The organism is Novosphingobium sp. (assembly GCF_036803765.1).
Lineage (GTDB): Bacteria > Pseudomonadota > Alphaproteobacteria > Sphingomonadales > Sphingomonadaceae > Novosphingobium.
In genome coordinates, this window is the sequence record NZ_DAIRTS010000014.1 from 28,359 (window position 1) to 46,305 (window position 17,947).

A 17,947-nucleotide genomic window follows, 5' to 3' on the forward strand; every position below is an offset into this window, starting at 1 on the left:
CAGGAGAGGTGCCGATGGCCAACAAGATATACCCCTCTGCAACCGCCGCGCTGGACGGTCTGCTGCGCGACGGCCTGCTCGTCGCCTGCGGCGGCTTCGGTCTTTGCGGCATTCCCGAACGCCTGCTCGACGCCGTGCGCGATTCGGGGGTCAAGGACCTGACCTTCGCCAGCAACAACGCCGGCATCGACAACGAAGGCATCGGCAAGTTGCTGCGCACGCGGCAGGTCAGGAAGATGATCTCGTCCTACGTCGGCGAGAACAAGGAATTCGAGCGGCAGTACCTGTCGGGTGAGCTCGAGGTCGAATTCTGCCCGCAAGGCACGCTGGCCGAACGCATGCGCGCCGGCGGCGCTGGCATTCCGGGCTTCTACACCAAGACCGGCGTCGGCACGCTCGTGGCCGAGGGCAAGGAGGTCAAGACCTTTGACGGCCAGGACTATATCCTGGAACGCGGGATCTTTGCCGACCTGTCGCTGGTCAAGGCGTGGAAAGCCGATGAAAGCGGCAATGTCGTGTTCCGCAAGACCGCGCGCAACTTCAACGTGCCGGCCGCCACCTGCGGCAAGGTCTGCGTGGTCGAGGTCGAGGAAATCGTGCCGACCGGCACCCTCGATCCCGATGCGATCCACCTGCCCGGCGTCTATGTCCAGCGGCTCGTGCTCGGCGCGCCGTATGACAAGAAGATCGAATTCCGCACCACTCGCAGCCGGGAGACCGCATGATGGCCTGGACACGTGACGAAATCGCCGCCCGCGCCGCCCGCGAGCTCGAGGATGGGTTCTATGTGAACCTAGGCATCGGAATCCCGACGCTGGTGGCAAACCACATCCCCGCCGGGATGGACGTGACGCTGCAGTCCGAGAACGGCATGCTGGGCATCGGCCCCTTCCCGTTCGACGACGAAGTGGACGCCGACCTCATCAACGCCGGCAAGCAGACGATCAGCCAGCTGCCCCAGACCGCCTACTTCGACAGCGCGCAGAGCTTCGCGATGATCCGCGGCGGGCACATCGACCTGACCGTGCTGGGTGCGATGGAAGTGTCGGAACAGGGCGACATCGCCAACTGGATGGTGCCCGGCAAGATGATCAAGGGCATGGGTGGTGCGATGGACCTCGTCGCCGGGGTCAAGCGCATCATCGTGGTGATGGAGCACTGCGCCAAGGACGGCTCGGCCAAGTTCGTGCCGGCCTGCACCCTGCCGCTGACCGGCAAGGGCGTGGTGGACATGATCATCACCGATCTCGCCGTGTTCCAGCGCGCCGACCACGCCAGCCCGTTCCGCCTTACCGAATGCGCCCCGGGCATCAGCGTGGAAGACATCCGCGCCCGCACGACGGCGCATTTCATCGCGGACTGACACTATCGGGCCGCCACGCGCCGGCCAGGTAGCGATATCAGCGGTCCAGACCGCATGATCGAATGACGGGCCGGGCGCATGATGCGTTCCGGCCCGTTCCCGTTCGGATGGGCGTCACCACCGCTTTGGGAACATGAACTTTTCGACATTCATCTGGCTGTCAGTCTCCGGCGGTTAGCTCCTTGGTCCAGGGACCGGGAAACCGGATGAGGTACGTCATGATCTACGAACGCGCGGTTCGCTCGCTCAGCAAGGCCAGCCGCTGCATGATGTGGTCGGTGGTGCTGTCAGTGCCGCTGTGGGTTTGCACGCTGATGATCGTGCGCGCGGTGATCGTGCCGGAGGTGCATGTCATGGCCAGCCAGTGGGAGGGCGACGCCAATGCCGTTCCCGCGCATGCCTATGCCCACCTTGAACACGACAGCGCCATCCACGCGATCCGCCATGATGCGCATGTCCTGGCCAAGGATGTCCGCCGCTGGATCTGATCGGCGCTTGCCGCCTCGATCACAGCTGGAAATCGTAGCGCGTCAGCGTCAGCGCCCCGGTCAACAGCAAGGCGAAGTCCGCCGTGCCGTCGCCGTTGATGTCGCCCTGAACCAGCGTGTTGCCGCCGGCGATCGTGGCGCGCAATTCCCCGGCGGCGTGGTGAAACGGCGCGCTGCCGATGAACACGAAGGGATCATCGGCGGCCGTCAGCGTGTTGGCGTCGATCGGCGATAGAATGATCGTGTCGCCCTCGGCATGGCTGAAATCGGTGATGACGTCGCAGGTCGTCGAGACCGCGCCGGCGAATTCCAGCACGCGCTCGAACACGAAGCGGTCGGCGCCGCTGCCGCCGGTCAGCGTATCCTTGCCGGCCCCGCCGCGCAGGGTGTCGTTGCCAGCCATCCCGCTCAGCATGTCATTCCCGCCGTTGCCCGACAGGACATCGTCGTAGCCATCGCCCAGCAGCGTGTCGGCAAATGCACCGCCGGTGGCGCGCTCCACGCCCGAGATGGTGTCGGTGCCCAGCCCGGCGGCCACACCATTGCCTACCCCCGTGGCGAGGTTGACGGTGACGCCGGCCTTGGCCCCTCCATACGTGACTAGGTCATTACCAGGGCCGCCGACGTAGCGGTCGTTGCCGGTGTCGTCTCCGGCGAGGAACATGTCGTTGCCCTCGCCGCCCGACAGGATGTCGTCCCCGGCCCCGCCGCTCAGCCGGTCGTTGCCGCCGTACCCGTAGATCTTGTCGTTCCCGCCATTGCCGTAGATGCGGTTTAGCGCATCGTTGCCGACCAGCGTATCGGCACCGCTGCCCCCCAGCAGCCGCTCGATCGTGACGCCATAGGCGATACCGAGGTTGTCCGAGACGGCAACATTGGTGAAGCCGAGCGACGAATAGGCGCCGGGGTGGAGGTCAACCCAGCACCCCTGCTTGAAGCTGCGCAAGTCGATGGTGTCGTTCCCGCCTGCGTCCCAGATCGTGGCGTAGAAGGGATGCGCCGGATCGTAGGCGTAGGTGTTGTCGCCGGCGTGGTAGGCCATGTTGGCGCCATAGATCGCCTGGATCGCGGCGATGTCATAGACCATCGGTGTCTGGATGATGTAGTCGAAATCCTGCTTGGCCGGGTTGTAGGCATAGACGCCGTAGGGGTCGTTGTACGACATGATCGTGTAGTTGCGCACATCGTACCCGGCGGGGATGACATTGCCGCTCGAGGGGTGATCGAGCCCCAGCGCGTGACCGATCTCGTGCATCATTGCGGTGAAGTTATAGGTATTTACCGCATAGGACGTAGTGCCGAACAGCGGGTTGATCCAGATATCGCCATGCGCGTTGTCGGCGCCTTTCGCGCTGACCCGGGTATATCCCCAATTGTCCGTGCCAACGCGCGAGGACAAGCCGATGCGGATGTCGCCCACCGTACCCGAAGCAGTTTCGGCCACCTGGCGGAAGGCAATATTGGCGACGTTGGCCCACTGCTGGAACGCATTGGCGACGTCGGCTGCGGCGCCCGACGGAACGGCCCCGACCGTGGCCGCCGTGGGTTCGGTGCCATATCCCGGCGCAAAGACCGAGGCCACGCCGCCGCCCCAGATGAAGCTATAGCTCACCTGCGTCTTGCCGGCCGAGACGGTGGACCAGGCATTGCGATAGGCGGCATCGGCAAAGAGCAGCCCGTTGATCCGCGCATCCTTGGTCAGGGCATAGGTACGGGTCGGGGATGCCTGGTTGTAGAGCGCCATCGCTGCCTGCCGGAGGGAGACCGTCGGGCAGTTCTACGCTGCCCACCCCCGTTACGGCACGGACGACAGGTTCGTTTCGGAGGCAATCACAGCACGAAGTCGCCGGCCGCCAGGGCGATCTTGCCGTTGAGAACCAACGCGAAGTCGGCCACGCCATTGCCGTCGACATCGCCGGAGACCAGCGTCGTGTTCCCGACATAGGCGTAATGCAATTCGCCCGCGACCTTGTGGAAGGGCTGCGTGCCGATGAACACGAAGGGATCGTCGCCGCTGCCGTTGGTGGTGTTGGCGTCGACCTGCCGCAGCTTGATGACATCGCCCTGCACCCGGCTGAAATCGGTGATGACATCGCAGGTGGTTCGCGTCGACCCGCCAAAGTCCGAAACCGAGGTAAACACGAAAGTGTCGCCCCCCGGCCCGCCGGTCAGTATATCCATGCCGGCACCGCCGATCAGGTTGTCGCCATCCGCGCCGCCCTGGAGCAAGTCGTTGCCGGCGCCGCCGTTCAAGGCGTCACTGCCACCGTTGCCGACCAGGGTATCATCCCCCTCGCCGCCGAACAGCATGTTGGCCGCATCGTTGCCGCTGATCTTGTCTGCGCCTCGGCCGCCCCAGGCATTCTCGATCGTGCAGCCGAACGCGATGCCGAGGTTATTGGTGATCGTGGCGAGGTTGTCGTAGACCAGCGTCGAATAGCTGCCGGGGTGCAGGTCGATCCGGCACCCCCGGCTGAAGGCGTGGAGATCGAGCGTATCGGTGCCGCCACCGTCCCAGATCGTCGAGAACGACGGTTCGGTGGGCGAAACGACATAGGTATCGTCGCCTGCGTGATAGCCGTCATTGGCGCCGTAGATCGCCTGGATGGCGGCGATGTCATAAACCATCGGCGTCTTGATGAGATATTCGGCATTGCCCGTCGCCGGGTTGAGCCACCACACGTTCTTGGGATCGGTGTAGGACATGATGGTATAGTTGCGCATGTCGTAGCCGCTGGGCATCTTGTTGCCCTCGAACGGGTGATCGAGGCCGAGCGCGTGGCCGATCTCGTGCATCATCGCCATGTAGTTGTAAGTGCCCGGCTCGAACGAGCCCGACCCGTAGGATGGCGATATCCAGATGTCGCCGTGGCCGTTGGCCGCGCCGTTGCCGGCCAGCTTGGCATAGCCCCAATACTGCCCGGTGACCGACGATGATTGGGCAATGCGGATGTCGCCTACCGTCCCACTTTCGGTTTCGGTCACTTGCTGGAAGGTCAGTTTCGCCACATTGGCCCAGGCTTGGAACGCACCCTGGATATTCGCAATCTGGCCGGCGGGCATCGCCGCGTGAATCGCGGCCGTCGGCTCGGTGCCGTAGTTCGCGGAGAACTTGCTGGCCACGCCATCGGCCCAGGGAAAGCTGTAGGACACCAGTGTCTTGCCGTCAGCCACCGTCGCCCACTTGTTGCGCATGAATGGCTTGGCGAACAGCAGCGCATCGGTGAACTTGTTGCCGGTGAGAGCATACGTCGTCGTCACCGAGGCGTCGGTATAGAAAGCCATGAGGCGGTCCGGTCCTGTTCTATGGAGCGCCTGTATAAAGCCCGGATCGAGTCACTATCGGCTAAGCGAGGCGGCACGTAGTGTCCCGCAGACGGCAGCGCCAGGCCGCAGGGCGGCAGGCGCGTTCCGCCGGACCGCCCGTTTCAGACAGCCTGGCCAGCCGCGTGTCCGCTGGCCCAGGCCCACTGGAAATTGTAGCCGCCCAGCCAGCCGGTCACGTCCACCGCCTCCCCGATGGCGTAGAGGCCAGGACGCTTGCGTGCCTCCATCGTCTGCGAGGACAGCTCGGCCGTGCTGATCCCACCGGCCGTGACCTCGGCCTTGGCGAAGCCTTCGCTGCCATCGGGCATGAATTCCCAGGCGGCCAGCCGCGCCTCGGCGGCGCGCAGGGCCTTGTCACTGGCATTGCCCATCTCGGCCACGATGCCGATCTGCGCGGCCAGTGCCGTGGCCAGCCGGTCGGGCAGCGCCTCGCCCAGCACGCTGCGAAGGCCCGCACGTGGGCGCTGTCGCTTGGCCTCGAGCAGCCAGCCGGCCGCACGGTCGGGCAGGAAATCGATCCGTACCGCCTCGCCGCGCTTCCAGTAGGAGGACACCTGCAGGATCGCCGGGCCGGACAGCCCGCGATGGGTGAACAGTGCCGCCTCGCGAAACGCGGCCTTGCCACACGACGCCTCGACCGGCGCCGCGATCCCCGAAAGCTCGCGAAACAGGGCACCGTCGGGCGGCAGGGTCAGGGGCACCAGCGCCGGGCGCGGTTGCACGACCTTGAGCCCGAACTGGCGCGCTAGGTCGTAAGCCAGGCCGGTGGCGCCAATCTTGGGGATGGCAGGGCCGCCCGTGGCGATCACCAGCGCGGGCGCGGAATGGACATGGGCGCCGCTGCGCACGGTGAAGCCATCACCCTCGCGCGCGACCGCGTCGACCGGGCTGTTGCAACGCACTTCGGCGCCGCCGGCGGCGCATTCGGCCATGAGCATGTCGACGATCTGCCGCGCCGACCCGTCACAGAACAGCTGGCCCAGCGTCTTCTCGTGCCACGCGATGCCGTGCGCCTCGACCAGCGCGATGAAGTCCGCCGGCGTGTAGCGGCTCAGCGCCGAGCGGGCGAAATGGCGATTTTCCGACAGGTAGCGGTCGGGCGCGGTGTGCAGATTAGTGAAGTTGCAGCGCCCACCGCCCGAGATCAGGATCTTCTTGCCCGGCCGTTCGGCGTGATCGAGCACCAGGACACGCCGCCCGCGCCGCGCTGCGGTCGCCGCGCAGAACAGGCCGGCCGCTCCGGCGCCCAGGATGATCACGTCGTGCGTCATCGCCTGCGCCTGCGTTACGCAAGCGAATTTGGCAAGCCTGCCGCATGATTGCGAGCCAGGTGTGGTCGCGGTCACGGTCGCGATCGCAGATTGCACAGAGGGGCGCGAATGGCCTATTACGCTGCGATGCAGCAGAATCAGTCCGACACACCCGGCGCGGCGCCGGACGTCCCAGACATCGACCAGTCGATCCACATGCTGGGCTTCGCCATCGCCAACAAGCTGTGCGTCCGCGCAGTCTACAACCGTGGCGACGTGATCATGGCGCCGCATGTCCTGTTCGAGCGCCATGGCGCACCGCATGTCGACGCCGTGGTCTACGAGCGTGATGGCGTTGCCCCGGCAGAAGAGAAGCTCGGCACCTACCGCCTCTCGGGGCTGCGCGACGTCGTCCTGACGGGCCAGGCGTCGCACGTCTTCGCCGAATTCGATCCCAAGGCGGATCGCTACGCGGAGAAGATGCTCGCCTGCATCGCTGCCTGAACGGGACGACCAACTTAACCTCGATCAGTATAGGCGCGGGTCGCCGCGTGCGCCCCACGGCCTGTGGCTTTGCCGGGGTCCCTTTATCTGCCTGATGGTTTCCATGGGTGCAGCACCGACGCTGCATCCACTTTTCTCGGAGACCAGACATGGCCGACAGCATCGCGACCGACGAAACCGACCGCCTGATCGCATCCAACAAGGTGGATGGAACGGCCGTCTATGACATGAAGGGTGAGAAGCTCGGCTCGGTCTACAATTTCATGGTCAACAAGCGCAGCGGCAAGGTCGAATACGCCGTGCTGCAGTTCGGCGGCATTCTCGGCTTCGGCAGCGACTATTATCCGCTTCCCTGGGACAGCCTCGATTACGATACCTCGCAGGGCGGCTACGTGGTCAATCTCGATCGCTCCACGCTCGAAGGCGGGCCGCGCTATGCGGCTGGCGAAGACCCGGTCTACGACCGTGCCTATGGCGAGCAGGTCTATTCGCACTACGGCGTGAACTACCCGTACTGATCTCCACTCGCGAAACCCGTTGACGGGGGAGGCCGGCGCCGCATCACAGCAGCGCCGGCCTTTTCGTTATGCGGTCGCTGCGTCAGTCGCGTTTCTGCTCGACACCCGCCTGGCGTTCGTCCAGCGGATAGTCCTCGGGCTTGACCGTGCTGACCATCGGACGATCCTCGACCGGCTCGGGCGGCAGGCCACCCGCAGTGCGCGCGTCGCGTCCGTCATTGGTGGGGATGACGTCGCCGGCGGGGCCGAGCTGTTCCTCGACCGGGCTGCGTTCCTTGCTCATGGGCTGTTCTCCTGTGCAGATGGGTATCAACGCGACACACAGGAAAAGGCCCGGCTGCGGCTAACCGGGGTTAGGCCCCGCCGCCTAGTCGCCCAGCGAATGATGGCGTTCGAACCCGAGGTTCAGCTGGATATTGAACGCATGATCCATCTGCGGGCGTGCGCCGAACCGCCCGAAACGGTACTGGTTGAGATAGCCCAGCTCGATGTTCGACTTGCGCCCCAGCGGCAGCGTGAACCCCAGGATATTGCGCATACGCTCCCATCCGGCGCGCTGGCCCCAGCGGGTGTCGTTGACCAGCAGGATGTCCTCGTGGCTGGCGAACAGGGTGTGCCCATTACCGACCGGGAGATTGTAGCGCAGCAGCGGCCTGAAACGCAGGCCGATCTGCGGGCCGCCGGGGTGCAACCGTTCGTCAAGCCGCAGCCGTGTCGTAAAGCGGCCCAGCGTGACGACCACATGCTGGCGCAAGCGGTCCTCGTCGGCGCCGGTATTGGCGTTGTAAAAACCGACATGGCGATAGCCGATGCCGAGTTCGACCGCCTTGCTCAGTTTGTAGCCGACGATGCCGCCGAATTCCGTGGTGTAAAGACCGCCCTGGCGGTCGCTGGCGCGGGCAATCGCCTCGAGCGTTCCGCTCCAGCGATCGTCGATCTTGAGCTTGGCATTGACCTGCAACCAGGCCTGGTCATCCATCTGCTGGGCGTGGGCCGGTGCCGCGAGCAACAAAAACGGGAGAACGATCGAGGATGCGCGCATGGGGCTCCGGATGCGGCGACGGGCTGATACGCCCCCATGCCGTCATGCTGGCCCGTAACGGCAGCGTCACATCTTTGCAATCTTTCGACATCGACCGCCGCGTCACAGATCGGGCAGGGTTTGATCCGCGCGGCCCCAGCCCTCGCTTTCCATCTTGTCGGCGTGGCCCGCGAGGAACGGCTGATCGGCGATGGACCAACGGTGTGCGCTTTCGCATTCGGGCAACATGTCCCACGCGACCGGCACGGCGACGGGCGCCCCGGCCCGCGATCGCACCGACCAAGGCATGATCGCGGTGCTGCCGCGCTGGTTTCGCAGCCAATCGATGAAGATGCGCCCCTTGCGCTTGGCCTTGCTCATCGTCGCGACGTAGCGATCCGGCTCGGCCGCGGCGAGCGCACCGGCAAAGCGGCGCGCAAAGTCCTTGTGCGCCTCCCAGTCATGGCCCGGTGTCAGCGGGACGACGACATGGATGCCCTTGCCGCCCGACAGCATGGCGAAGCTGACGAGGCCGATATCGGCCAAGGCATCGCGGATATGCAGCGCGGCGCGGCGCACGTCGTCGAATTCGAGATCCTCGTCGGGGTCGAGATCGAAGATCATGCGGTCGGGCTGCTCGACGTCCTCGATATGCGAGGCCCAGCCATGGAACTCGATCGTCCCCATCTGCACGCAGCGCAGCAGGCCGGCCGCATCGGTCAGGTAGAGATAGTCGTCCGACTTGCCGTCCTTTTCGGCAATGCTGACGTGAGCGACCTCCTTGCCGAACAGGCCGCTGTCGTGTTTCTGGAAGAAGCAGGCCTTGGCCCGGCCCTGCGGGCAGCGCACGAGGCTGCCCGGGCGCCGCGCCAGATCGCGCAGGATGGGGCCGGACATGGCACGATACCAGTCAGCCAGCTGGCCCTTGGTCTCGCCGGTTTCGGGAAAGACCACGCGTTCCGGGTGCGTGATGGTGACGCCGTCGTCCGCCGGCGCCGGCATTTTCTTGCGCGCCTTCCCTGGCGCGGCCTTGGCGACTTCGGCGACCGGAACGGCGGTTTCGGGCACGACCTCGCTCGCAGGCTTGTCGGCGCGCAGCCCGACGAAACTGGCATGACGCAGCCGCCCGTCGGGGGTGATGGTGGCGTAGACGACTTCGGCAACCATGTCGGGGCGCACCCATCGTGCGCCGCGCGCCTCGGCCCGGGGTACATCGAGCGGAGCGGTCTTGCGCTCGAGCGGCTTCATCCGCCGTGCGAGATCGGTCAGCGTGTCGGTGTCGAACCCGGTTCCGACCTTGCCACGATAGACCAGCCCCTCGCCCTCGGGATCGCGCTGGGCCAGCAGCAATGACCCGAAGGGGCGACCCCGCGCGGTGCTTTGCGTGTAGCCGACGATGAGGAATTCCTGCCGCTGCGCGCACTTGACCTTGACCCAGCCGCGCGTGCGCTCGCCGCGATAGGGCGCGTCGCCGCGCTTGGAGACGATGCCCTCCTGCCCCGCGGCGCACATCGTCTCGAACAGGCGCTGGCCCGCTGCGCCGACCACATGGTCCGACAGGTGGATCGGCGCACCGGCATTCTCCAGCAATCCGGCGAGCCGCTCCTTGCGCGCCAGCAGCGGCTCGCTTGTAAGGTCGGCGCCGTCCACCGCCAGCAGGTCGAACGCGAACAAGGCGAGGCGGGCATCGGCCTCGTCCTTCATCGCCGCTTGCAGCCGCGCAAAACTGGGGTTTCCGTCGTCGTCGAGCGCGACGATCTCCCCGTCGATCAGGACACCCGGCAGGTCCAGCGCGGCCAAAGCCTCGGCAATCGGCGCGAAGCGTTCGGTCCAGTCCAGGCCGGAGCGGGTGTGGATCCGCACCTCACCCCCATTGGCCGACGCCAGCGCGCGATAGCCGTCGAACTTGATTTCGTGAATCCACTCGCGCCCCTGCGGCACGGCGTCGACGAGCGTCGCCAGTTGCACAGGCCGGAATGCCGGGAGCGCAGCCGCCTTCTTCGACCGGGCCGAAGACTTGGCAGGAGCCTTCGCCTTGCTCGATGATCCCGCTTTGGCAGGTTTGGCCTTGGCAGCCTTGCCCGACTTGCCGGCCGCGATCTGCGCCATGGTGCGTCCGGTGGTGACGCTGGTCAGCGCGGTTTCCACCAGAGTATCGCCCTCGCCCGCCTCGGCATCGGCGACCTTGCGCAGCAGCCAGTTCTCGCGCTTCTCGCCCTTGCGCGGCTTCATCCGCACCAGCAGCCATTCGCCGCGCATCCGCTGCCCGTCCAGCGTGAAATGGAGGTGCCCGTCTTCAAGGTCGGCGGCGCTCTTGCCCGCAATCGGCGCCCAGGTGCCCTGGTCCCACAGCATGACGGTACCGCCGCCGTACTCCCCGGCGGGAATGGTCCCCTCGAAGGTCGCGTAATCCAGCGGGTGGTCTTCGGTCCGCACCGCCAGCCGCTTGTCTTCGGGGTCGTGGCTGGGGCCGCGCGTCACCGCCCAGCTCTTGAGCACGCCATCGACTTCGAGCCGGAAATCCCAGTGCAGCCGCGTGGCATCGTGCTTTTGCACCACGAAATGACGGCTGCCCGCCTTCCCCGCCTTTCCGGCCGGCTCGGCCGTGCGGGTAAAGTCGCGCTTGGCGTTGTAGATCGCGAGCGCGTCCTCGCTGGACTTGGCCGAAGCCTTCGGCGTGGCAGGGCGACGCGCCATGTCAGGCGCTCTTGCGGCGGGTGGCGCCACGCTTCGCCGGCGTCTTGCCCGCGGCCTTGGTGGCGGTCTTTCGCGGCTTGGCGGGCGCTGCCTTCTCCGCATCGCTGCCGACCGACTTCTTGAGCGCGGCCATCAGGTCGATGACGTTGCCGCCCTTGCGCTCCGGCTCGCCCGGATCTTCGAGAATGCGCTTGTTGCTGCGGCTCTTGCTCTTGCGCTCGATCAGGCGATGCAGCGCATCGACGTAGCGGTTCTGGAATTCGTCAGGGTGGAACGGCGCGGTCTTCTGCTCGATCAGCATCGTCGCCAGATCGAGCAGGCTCTTCTCGGGCTTGTCGTCGCCGATCTCGCGGAAATAACCCTGCGCCTTGTGCACCTCGTCGGCATAGCGCAGCACCTCGAGGATCAGGCCGCGCCCGCAAGGCTTGAGCGAGACGAGCTGCTCGCGTCCGCGGGCCGACAACTGGCCGAGCCCCACCTTCTGCGTGGCGCGCAAGGCATCGCGCAATACGCCATAGGCTTCCTCGGCCAGATCGTCGGCCGGCACGACGAAATAGGGTTTTTCGTAATAGAGCACGTCGATCTCGTGCGCGCCCACGAACTGGACGAGGTCGAGCGTGCTGCGGCTTTCGATCTTGACCGCCTCGATCTCCTCATCGTCCAGCAGCACGTACTGGCCCTTGGAAATCTCGAAGCCCTTGATGATGTCGTCGCGATCGACCGGGCCGACGCCCGGCGCCACCTTCTCGTAACGGATGCGCTCGCCGCTCGGTTCGTGGATCTGGTGGAAGGCGATGGCCGCGCCGGAACGCGTTGCAGGATAGATTTCGACGGGGATCGAGACGAGGGCCAGTTTGATCTGTCCCTTCCACCAGGCGCGTGCGGGCATAGCGTACCTCCACGGCCCCAAGCGCACGGTGACCGCGTCCGGTTCCCGGCGGCCTGCTCAAGGTTTGTGATCTGCGACCTAAGGCTCGAGATAGCCCGGATCGAACAGCGTCCGTTGCGCAAGCTCGGCCGGCTGTGGGAGACGCAGCGTCCGGCTCTCCAGGTCGATCAGCCCCTGGTGGCGCAGCGCGCGCAGGGTGCGGTTGACGTGCACCGGCGTCAGCCCCGTCGCCTCGCCCAGTTCGACCTGGGTGACCGGGAACGCAAAGCCCGTGCCGTCGACCAGCCCGATCGCGTCGAGCCTATGGTGCAGTTCGCAGAACAGGTGGCCGATGCGCTCGAGCGCGCTGCGCTGGCCGAGGTTGACCAGCCAGCGGCGCTGGATCGCCTCCTCGACCCGGTCGCGCACCGCCAGCGCCGTCGCCAGTGCCGGCCGAGCGGCAAACTGGAATTCGAACGCCGCGGCGCCGATCGGGATGATCGAGACCTCGGTCAGGGCCTGGACCGAATAGTCGAGCCGCACGTCGCCGGCCGGGCGCCACAAGAGGTCGCCGGGAAGCAGGAAGCCGGCGATCTGGCGACGGCCGTCGGGAAGCATGACCAGCTTGCAAGCCCAGCCCTCGTGGAGGATGGAAACCTGCCCCGGCCGGTCGCCTTCGCTCAGAAACTCGGTCCGTGCACGCAGGCGCCGCCGCGGCACCGCGCACAGCCGCTCGAGCGCGTGTATGTCGTCCGACGAGAGAGGCTGAAACCGTTGCAGGCGATGGATCAATGGGTCGTTGGAAAGCATCGGCGCAGTCATGTTTCCCATGCACGCAGCTTTCGGCCCGTAGGAGCCGCAATCTCCTGATCGATCATTCCGCGTGGCCCCATGTTCATTGCGAGGCCATATGAGAGGAGCGTCACATTTCAGTCTTCACATAGGTAAAGGCCTGACACCTTTTCTTCTTTCGACCGTTGTCGTGGTCCCCGCAGCCTTAAGGGAGAGGGCCGCGCAACCCCCGGGAACCCGCGATGACCGATCAATCCGAATTGACCCATCCGCAGGCCGAGACAACGCCCCATGCCCATGGCAACGCGGGCAAGGTCGGCGAAAATGCGCAGGACCAGCAGGCCAAGGCCAGTGACGCGCAGACAGGCGCCGACCCTGCGGCCCAGGCGATGCAGGGCCAGGAAGCCGCCTTGCAGCGCGAACCCAAGTGGCAGCCGATCTATCCCGGCTCAGGCCGCCTCGCCGGCAAGGTGGCGATCGTCACCGGCGGCGACAGCGGCATTGGCCGTGCGGTGGCGGCCCTGTTCGCGCGCGAGGGTGCCGACGTCGCGATCGTCTTCCGCCATGATCGCGAGGACGCGCACGCCACGGCCGAGATCGTCGCGCAGGAAGGCCGGCACGCGCTGTGCCTGCAGGGCGACGTCGGCGATGCCGCGTTCTGCCGTGCCGTGGTGGACAAGGTCGTCGATCGCTTCGGCGGGCTCGACGTGCTGGTCAACAATGCCGGGGAGCAGCATCCCGCAGAAGACATCCGCGACATCAGCCAGGAACAGCTCGAAGGCACGTTCCGCACCAACATCTTCGGGATGTTCCACATGGTCCAGGCCGCGCTCGATCACCTTGAGGCGGGCGCCGCGATCATCAATTGCACCAGCGTGACGATGTACAAGGGATCGCCCAAGCTGCTGGACTACAGCGCGACGAAGGGCGCGATCACCGCGTTCACGCGATCACTGAGCCAGAACCTGGTGAGCAAGGGCATCCGCGTCAACGCGGTGGCGCCGGGGCCGATCTGGACGCCGCTCAATCCGATGGGCGGGGCCGACCCGGAGAAGGTCAAGACCTTCGGCGAGGACACGCCGATGGAGCGGGCGGGCGAGCCCAACGAGGTCGCGCCATCGTTCCTGTTCCTGGCCTGTGCCGATTCCAGCTACATGACCGGCCAGGTGCTGCACCCCAACGGCGGGCTGGTCGTCAACGGCTGATAAAAGCGCTCCCCTCCCCGCGCATGCCGGGAGGGGAGCGATCTTTCAGATGTGCAGTGCGCGGCCGTAGGCGGCGAGCACCGATTCATGCATCGATTCACTGACCGTGGGATGCGGGAAGATCGTGTGCATCAGCTCGGCCTCGGTGGTCTCCAGCGTCTTGCCGACGACGAAGCCCTGGATCATCTCGGTCACTTCCGCACCGATCATGTGCGCACCGAGCAGTTCACCGGTCTTGGCATCGAACACCGTCTTCACGAAGCCTTCGGCCTCGCCCAGCGCGATCGCCTTGCCGTTGCCGATGAACGGGAACGTGCCGGCCTTGACGGTATAGCCCGCTTCCTTGGCCTTGGCCTCGGTCAGCCCGACGCTCGCGATCTGCGGGTGGCAGTAGGTGCAGCCCGGGATGTTCGAGCGGTCCATCGGATGCGGGTGCACGTCCTTGTTGCCCAGCTCGGCCGCGATCGCCTCCGCGGCGATGACGCCCTCGTGGCTCGCCTTGTGCGCCAGCCACGGACCCGGCGTGACGTCGCCGATCGCCCAGAGCCCCTTGGTGCCGGTGCGGCCGTAATCGTCGATCTGGATGAAGCCGCGGTCCATCTTCACGCCCTGCGCCTCAAGCCCGATGTTCTCGGTATTGGGCACGATACCGACCGCGACGATGACGTGGCTGAAGTCGCTCTCGGCGACCTTGCCGTCCTTGGCCTTGATCTTGGCCTTCACGCCATTGCCCGAGACGGCCAGCGCCTCGACGCCGGCGCCGGTCATGATCTTGATGCCCTGCTTGGTCAGCGACTTCTCGAGGAAGGCCGAGACATCGGCGTCCTCGACCGGCACCACGCGATCCATCATTTCCACGACCGTCACATCGACGCCCATGTCGTTGTAGAAGCTCGCGAACTCGATGCCGATCGCGCCCGAGCCGATCACCAGCAGCTTCGAGGGCATGACCTTGGGGGTCATGGCGTGGCGATAGGTCCAGACGCGGTCGCCGTCAGCCTTGGCGAATGGCAGGTCGCGGGCGCGCGCGCCGGTGGCGACGATGACGTGCTTGGCGCTGATCGTTTCCTTGCCCTTGTCGCCGCTCACCTCGATCGAGGTCGGGCTCTTGAGCACGCCGGTGCCCATGTGCACGGTGATCTTGTTCTTCTTCATCAGGTGCGTGACGCCCTGATTGAGCTGCTTGGCAACGCCGCGCGAGCGAGTGACGATCGCGTCGAGGTCGGCACGGATGTTGTCCGCGGCCAAGCCATAGTTCTTGGCGTGCTTCATGTGGTTGAAGACTTCGGCCGAGCGAAGCAGCGCCTTGGTGGGAATGCAGCCCCAGTTGAGGCAGATGCCGCCGAGCAGCTCGCGCTCGACGATCGCGGTCTTGAGGCCCAGCTGCGCGCAGCGGATCGCCGCGACATAGCCGCCGGGGCCAGAACCGAGGACGATCACGTCATATTGATCAGCCACTTGGAATTCTCCTTATTCGTCGATCTGACGGGGGCGGCCCGTGCCGTCGACGGCAACAAACGTGAAATTGGCCTGCGTGACCATCGAGGACTGCTCGCGATGGCGTTCGCGGCGCCAGGCCTCGATCGCGATGGTCATCGAAGTCCGGCCGGTTCGCACGATCTCGCCATAGACCGAGACCTCGTCACCGACCTTGACCGGCTGGACGAACTTCATCCCGTCGACCGCGATGGTGACCGCGCGCCCCCGGCAACGCCGCGCGGCGATCAGCCCCGCGGCGTTGTCCATCAGGCTCATCAGCCAGCCGCCGAAGATGTCGCCATAGGCGTTGCAATCAGCGGGCATGGCGGTGACGCGGATGGCGGGTTCGCGCGACTGCACGCCCGTCACCACCACCGTGTCGGCCTTGGCGCTCATGCGACGAGCGCCAGCGGGTTCTCGACGATGGTCTTGAACGCCTGCATCAGTTCAGCACCGTCGGCCCCGTCAATCGCACGATGGTCGAAGCTGCCCGTCGCGCTCATCACCGTGGCGATGCCGAGCGCGCCGTCGACGATGTAGGGACGCTGCTCGCCCGCGCCAACCGCCAGGATCATGCCCTGCGGCGGATTGATCACGGCTTCGAACTGCTTGATGCCGAACATGCCGAGGTTCGAGAGCGAGGCAGTGCCGCCCTGAAATTCGGCCGGCTGCAGCTTGCCCTCGCGCGCCTTGGCGGCCAGCGCCTTCATCTCGGTGGCGATCGCCGAGATCGACTTGGCGCCGGCGTCCTTGATGATCGGCGTGATCAGGCCCGAGGGCGCCGCCACCGCGACCGACACGTCGACGCGAGTGAAGCTGCGCAGTTCGTCACCAGCGAAGCTGACGTTGCACTTGGGGACCTGGACGAGCGCCTTGGCGAGCGCCTTGATGAGCAGGTCGTTGACCGAGAGCTTGACGCCTTGCGCCTCGAGCGCGGCGTTGAGCTGGCTACGCAGCTTGAGCAGCGCATCGAGACGCACGTCGACCGTGAGGTAGATGTGCGGGATGGTCTGCTTGGCCTCGGTCAGGCGGCGCGCGATGGTCTTGCGCACGTTGTTGAGCTTCTGCGCCTCGAACGGGATGCCGTAGTCGGGCACGGCGGCCGGGGCCGGCGCGGCGACGGCCGCGGGTGCTGCGGCAGGAGCCGGTGCGGCGGCCGCGGGAGCCGCGGCAGGTGCGGCAGCAGCGCCCGGCGTCGCGCCCAGCACGTCGGCCTTGGTGATGCGGCCATTGGGGCCGGAGCCCTTCACGCCGGCCAGGTCGATGCCCTTGTCGGCGGCGATGCGGCGTGCGAGCGGGGTGGCGATCACGCGGTCACCCTTTGCCCCCGGTGCCGAAGCCGGAGCCTGCGCCGGAGCGCTGGCGGCCGGCGCGGGTGCTGCTTCTGCAGCCTTGGCGGGGGCCGGTGCGGCAGCGGGCGCGGCTTCCGCCTTGGCCGGGGCCTTGGCGGACGGGGCGCTGGCGTCTTCGTCCTCGCCCGCGATCGTGGCGATCACGGTGCCGACCTTCACGCCCTCGCTACCCTCAGCGACATCGATCGAGACGATCGTGCCTTCGTCGACGGCTTCGAATTCCATGGTGGCCTTGTCGGTCTCGATCTCGGCCATGATGTCGCCCGAGGAGACCTTGTCCCCCACCTTGACGAGCCAGCGGGCGAGCGTGCCCTCTTCCATGGTGGGCGAGAGAGCGGGCATCTTGATCTCGGTGGGCATGGCGAGTTCGGTGTCCTTGCAGCAAAGGTGCGAATATGGTTCGTTAAAACGGTTATTCGTGGAAAATTCTGGTTTTTATTTTTAGAAATTCACCACCGCATTTCACCAGCTTTGCCGCCGAGGTCAAGCGTCATACGGCAGGCGCTGCGCAAATCGCCGCGCATGGGGCATGCGTTGCCAGCCGGGGGCATTTGCCCTAGCTTCAGCGGCCAAACGGGAGGGACTTGCGACAATGGACGACCAGCGGATCTATCTGGTCACGATGGACGAGACCGAGGAATCCGCGCGCGCGCTCCGCTTCGCCGCACGCCGCGCCGTTCGCACCGGAGGCGGCGTACACATCCTCGCCCTCGTCCCGCCCCAAGAATTCGTCGCTTTCGGCAGCGTTCAGGCCACCATCGAGCAGGAAGCGCGCGACCGCGCCGAGGTGCTGGCCACCACCGCCGCCGGCAGCCTCGCCAGCGAGTCCGGCCTCGCGCCGCTGATCTCGGTGCGCCAGGGCAACGGCCCGCAAGTCGTGCGCGAATACCTCAAGGATCATCCCGAGGTCTCGGCTCTGGTGCTCGGCGCCGCGGACGATGGTCCCGGCCCGCTGGTCAGCCACTTCGCAGCCCACGCCGGCACCCTGCCCTGCGTGCTGATGATCGTGCCTGGCGGCGTGAGCGATGAGGCGATCGACGCCGTGAGCTGAGCGGTCTGCGGCTGTCGCCCTTCGACAGGCTC

Annotated in this window: 18 protein-coding genes; 7 read left to right on the forward strand and 11 right to left on the reverse strand. The window is 66.2% G+C overall.

Annotated elements, in window-relative coordinates:
* The first annotated feature begins 14 nt into the window (after nucleotides 1–14).
* From V7Q48_RS10870 to V7Q48_RS10880, 3 genes are all read left to right on the forward strand, one after another.
* Nucleotides 15–725 carry a CoA transferase subunit A gene (locus V7Q48_RS10870; RefSeq protein WP_333838101.1) on the forward strand — a complete coding sequence of 237 codons (711 nt, stop codon included), beginning with the start codon at nucleotides 15–17 and terminating at the stop codon, nucleotides 723–725.
* A complete protein-coding gene (locus V7Q48_RS10875) occupies nucleotides 725–1,363 on the forward strand; it encodes a CoA transferase subunit B (RefSeq protein ID WP_333838193.1) in 639 nt (212 codons plus the stop codon). The genes V7Q48_RS10870 and V7Q48_RS10875 overlap by 1 nt, the downstream gene beginning before the upstream one ends.
* A 218-nt stretch (nucleotides 1,364–1,581) precedes the next feature.
* Nucleotides 1,582–1,851, forward strand: a complete 270-nt coding sequence (locus V7Q48_RS10880; RefSeq protein ID WP_333838102.1) for a hypothetical protein — start codon at nucleotides 1,582–1,584, stop codon at nucleotides 1,849–1,851.
* 19 nt (nucleotides 1,852–1,870) lie between these two features.
* Here the strand turns inward: V7Q48_RS10880 and V7Q48_RS10885 are convergent, their stop codons facing one another.
* The 3 genes from V7Q48_RS10885 to V7Q48_RS10895 form a co-directional block, all read right to left on the reverse strand.
* Nucleotides 1,871–3,595, reverse strand: coding sequence for a M10 family metallopeptidase (locus V7Q48_RS10885; RefSeq protein ID WP_333838103.1), 1,725 nt, complete (start codon nucleotides 3,593–3,595; stop codon nucleotides 1,871–1,873).
* A gap of 86 nt (nucleotides 3,596–3,681) precedes the next feature.
* Nucleotides 3,682–5,136, reverse strand: a complete 1,455-nt coding sequence (locus V7Q48_RS10890) for a M10 family metallopeptidase (protein WP_333838104.1) — start codon at nucleotides 5,134–5,136, stop codon at nucleotides 3,682–3,684.
* 143 nt (nucleotides 5,137–5,279) lie between these two features.
* Nucleotides 5,280–6,449, reverse strand: coding sequence for an NAD(P)/FAD-dependent oxidoreductase (locus tag V7Q48_RS10895; protein ID WP_333838106.1), 1,170 nt, complete (start codon nucleotides 6,447–6,449; stop codon nucleotides 5,280–5,282).
* A gap of 126 nt (nucleotides 6,450–6,575) precedes the next feature.
* Here V7Q48_RS10895 and V7Q48_RS10900 point away from each other — a divergent pair, with 126 nt between their 5' ends.
* Both V7Q48_RS10900 and V7Q48_RS10905 read left to right on the forward strand, forming a co-directional pair.
* The gene (locus tag V7Q48_RS10900; RefSeq protein ID WP_333838107.1) at nucleotides 6,576–6,932 is read left to right on the forward strand and encodes a hypothetical protein; all 357 of its coding nucleotides are present in this window, start codon (nucleotides 6,576–6,578) and stop codon (nucleotides 6,930–6,932) included.
* A 149-nt stretch (nucleotides 6,933–7,081) separates the two neighbouring features.
* On the forward strand, nucleotides 7,082–7,450 hold the full coding sequence (locus tag V7Q48_RS10905; protein WP_333838108.1) for a PRC-barrel domain-containing protein: 369 nt from the start codon (nucleotides 7,082–7,084) through the stop codon (nucleotides 7,448–7,450).
* An 82-nt stretch (nucleotides 7,451–7,532) separates the two neighbouring features.
* Here the strand turns inward: V7Q48_RS10905 and V7Q48_RS10910 are convergent, their stop codons facing one another.
* The 5 genes from V7Q48_RS10910 to V7Q48_RS10930 all read right to left on the reverse strand — a co-directional run bounded on the left by V7Q48_RS10910 (nucleotide 7,533) and on the right by V7Q48_RS10930 (nucleotide 12,846).
* The gene (locus V7Q48_RS10910) at nucleotides 7,533–7,733 is read right to left on the reverse strand and encodes a hypothetical protein (protein WP_333838109.1); all 201 of its coding nucleotides are present in this window, start codon (nucleotides 7,731–7,733) and stop codon (nucleotides 7,533–7,535) included.
* Between the two features lie 84 nt (nucleotides 7,734–7,817).
* On the reverse strand, nucleotides 7,818–8,492 hold the full coding sequence (locus V7Q48_RS10915; RefSeq protein ID WP_333838110.1) for a DUF2490 domain-containing protein: 675 nt from the start codon (nucleotides 8,490–8,492) through the stop codon (nucleotides 7,818–7,820).
* 102 nt (nucleotides 8,493–8,594) lie between these two features.
* Nucleotides 8,595–11,168, reverse strand: coding sequence for a DNA ligase D (ligD, locus tag V7Q48_RS10920; RefSeq protein ID WP_333838111.1), 2,574 nt, complete (start codon nucleotides 11,166–11,168; stop codon nucleotides 8,595–8,597).
* Between the two features lies 1 nt (nucleotide 11,169).
* Nucleotides 11,170–12,057 carry a non-homologous end joining protein Ku gene (gene ku, locus V7Q48_RS10925; RefSeq protein ID WP_333838112.1) on the reverse strand — a complete coding sequence of 296 codons (888 nt, stop codon included), beginning with the start codon at nucleotides 12,055–12,057 and terminating at the stop codon, nucleotides 11,170–11,172.
* Nucleotides 12,058–12,135: 78 nt separating this feature from the next.
* A complete protein-coding gene (locus V7Q48_RS10930; protein WP_333838113.1) occupies nucleotides 12,136–12,846 on the reverse strand; it encodes a Crp/Fnr family transcriptional regulator in 711 nt (236 codons plus the stop codon).
* A 371-nt stretch (nucleotides 12,847–13,217) separates the two neighbouring features.
* Between V7Q48_RS10930 and V7Q48_RS10935 the strand changes: the two genes are divergently transcribed.
* The gene (locus V7Q48_RS10935) at nucleotides 13,218–14,033 is read left to right on the forward strand and encodes an SDR family oxidoreductase (RefSeq protein WP_333838194.1); all 816 of its coding nucleotides are present in this window, start codon (nucleotides 13,218–13,220) and stop codon (nucleotides 14,031–14,033) included.
* Between the two features lie 45 nt (nucleotides 14,034–14,078).
* Here the strand turns inward: V7Q48_RS10935 and lpdA are convergent, their stop codons facing one another.
* From lpdA to V7Q48_RS10950, 3 genes are read right to left on the reverse strand one after another with little or no spacing between them, the layout of a single operon-like run.
* Complete coding sequence (gene lpdA / locus V7Q48_RS10940; protein ID WP_333838114.1) at nucleotides 14,079–15,491, reverse strand: dihydrolipoyl dehydrogenase; 1,413 nt, start codon at nucleotides 15,489–15,491, stop codon at nucleotides 14,079–14,081.
* A gap of 12 nt (nucleotides 15,492–15,503) precedes the next feature.
* Nucleotides 15,504–15,908, reverse strand: coding sequence for an acyl-CoA thioesterase (locus V7Q48_RS10945; protein ID WP_333838115.1), 405 nt, complete (start codon nucleotides 15,906–15,908; stop codon nucleotides 15,504–15,506).
* Nucleotides 15,905–17,224, reverse strand: coding sequence for a pyruvate dehydrogenase complex dihydrolipoamide acetyltransferase (locus V7Q48_RS10950; RefSeq protein WP_333838116.1), 1,320 nt, complete (start codon nucleotides 17,222–17,224; stop codon nucleotides 15,905–15,907). The genes V7Q48_RS10945 and V7Q48_RS10950 overlap by 4 nt, the downstream gene beginning before the upstream one ends.
* A 232-nt stretch (nucleotides 17,225–17,456) precedes the next feature.
* Here V7Q48_RS10950 and V7Q48_RS10955 point away from each other — a divergent pair, with 232 nt between their 5' ends.
* Nucleotides 17,457–17,915 (forward strand): universal stress protein, encoded by a 459-nt coding sequence (locus V7Q48_RS10955; RefSeq protein ID WP_333838117.1) that lies wholly within the window; start codon nucleotides 17,457–17,459, stop codon nucleotides 17,913–17,915.
* Nucleotides 17,916–17,947 lie beyond the last annotated feature (32 nt).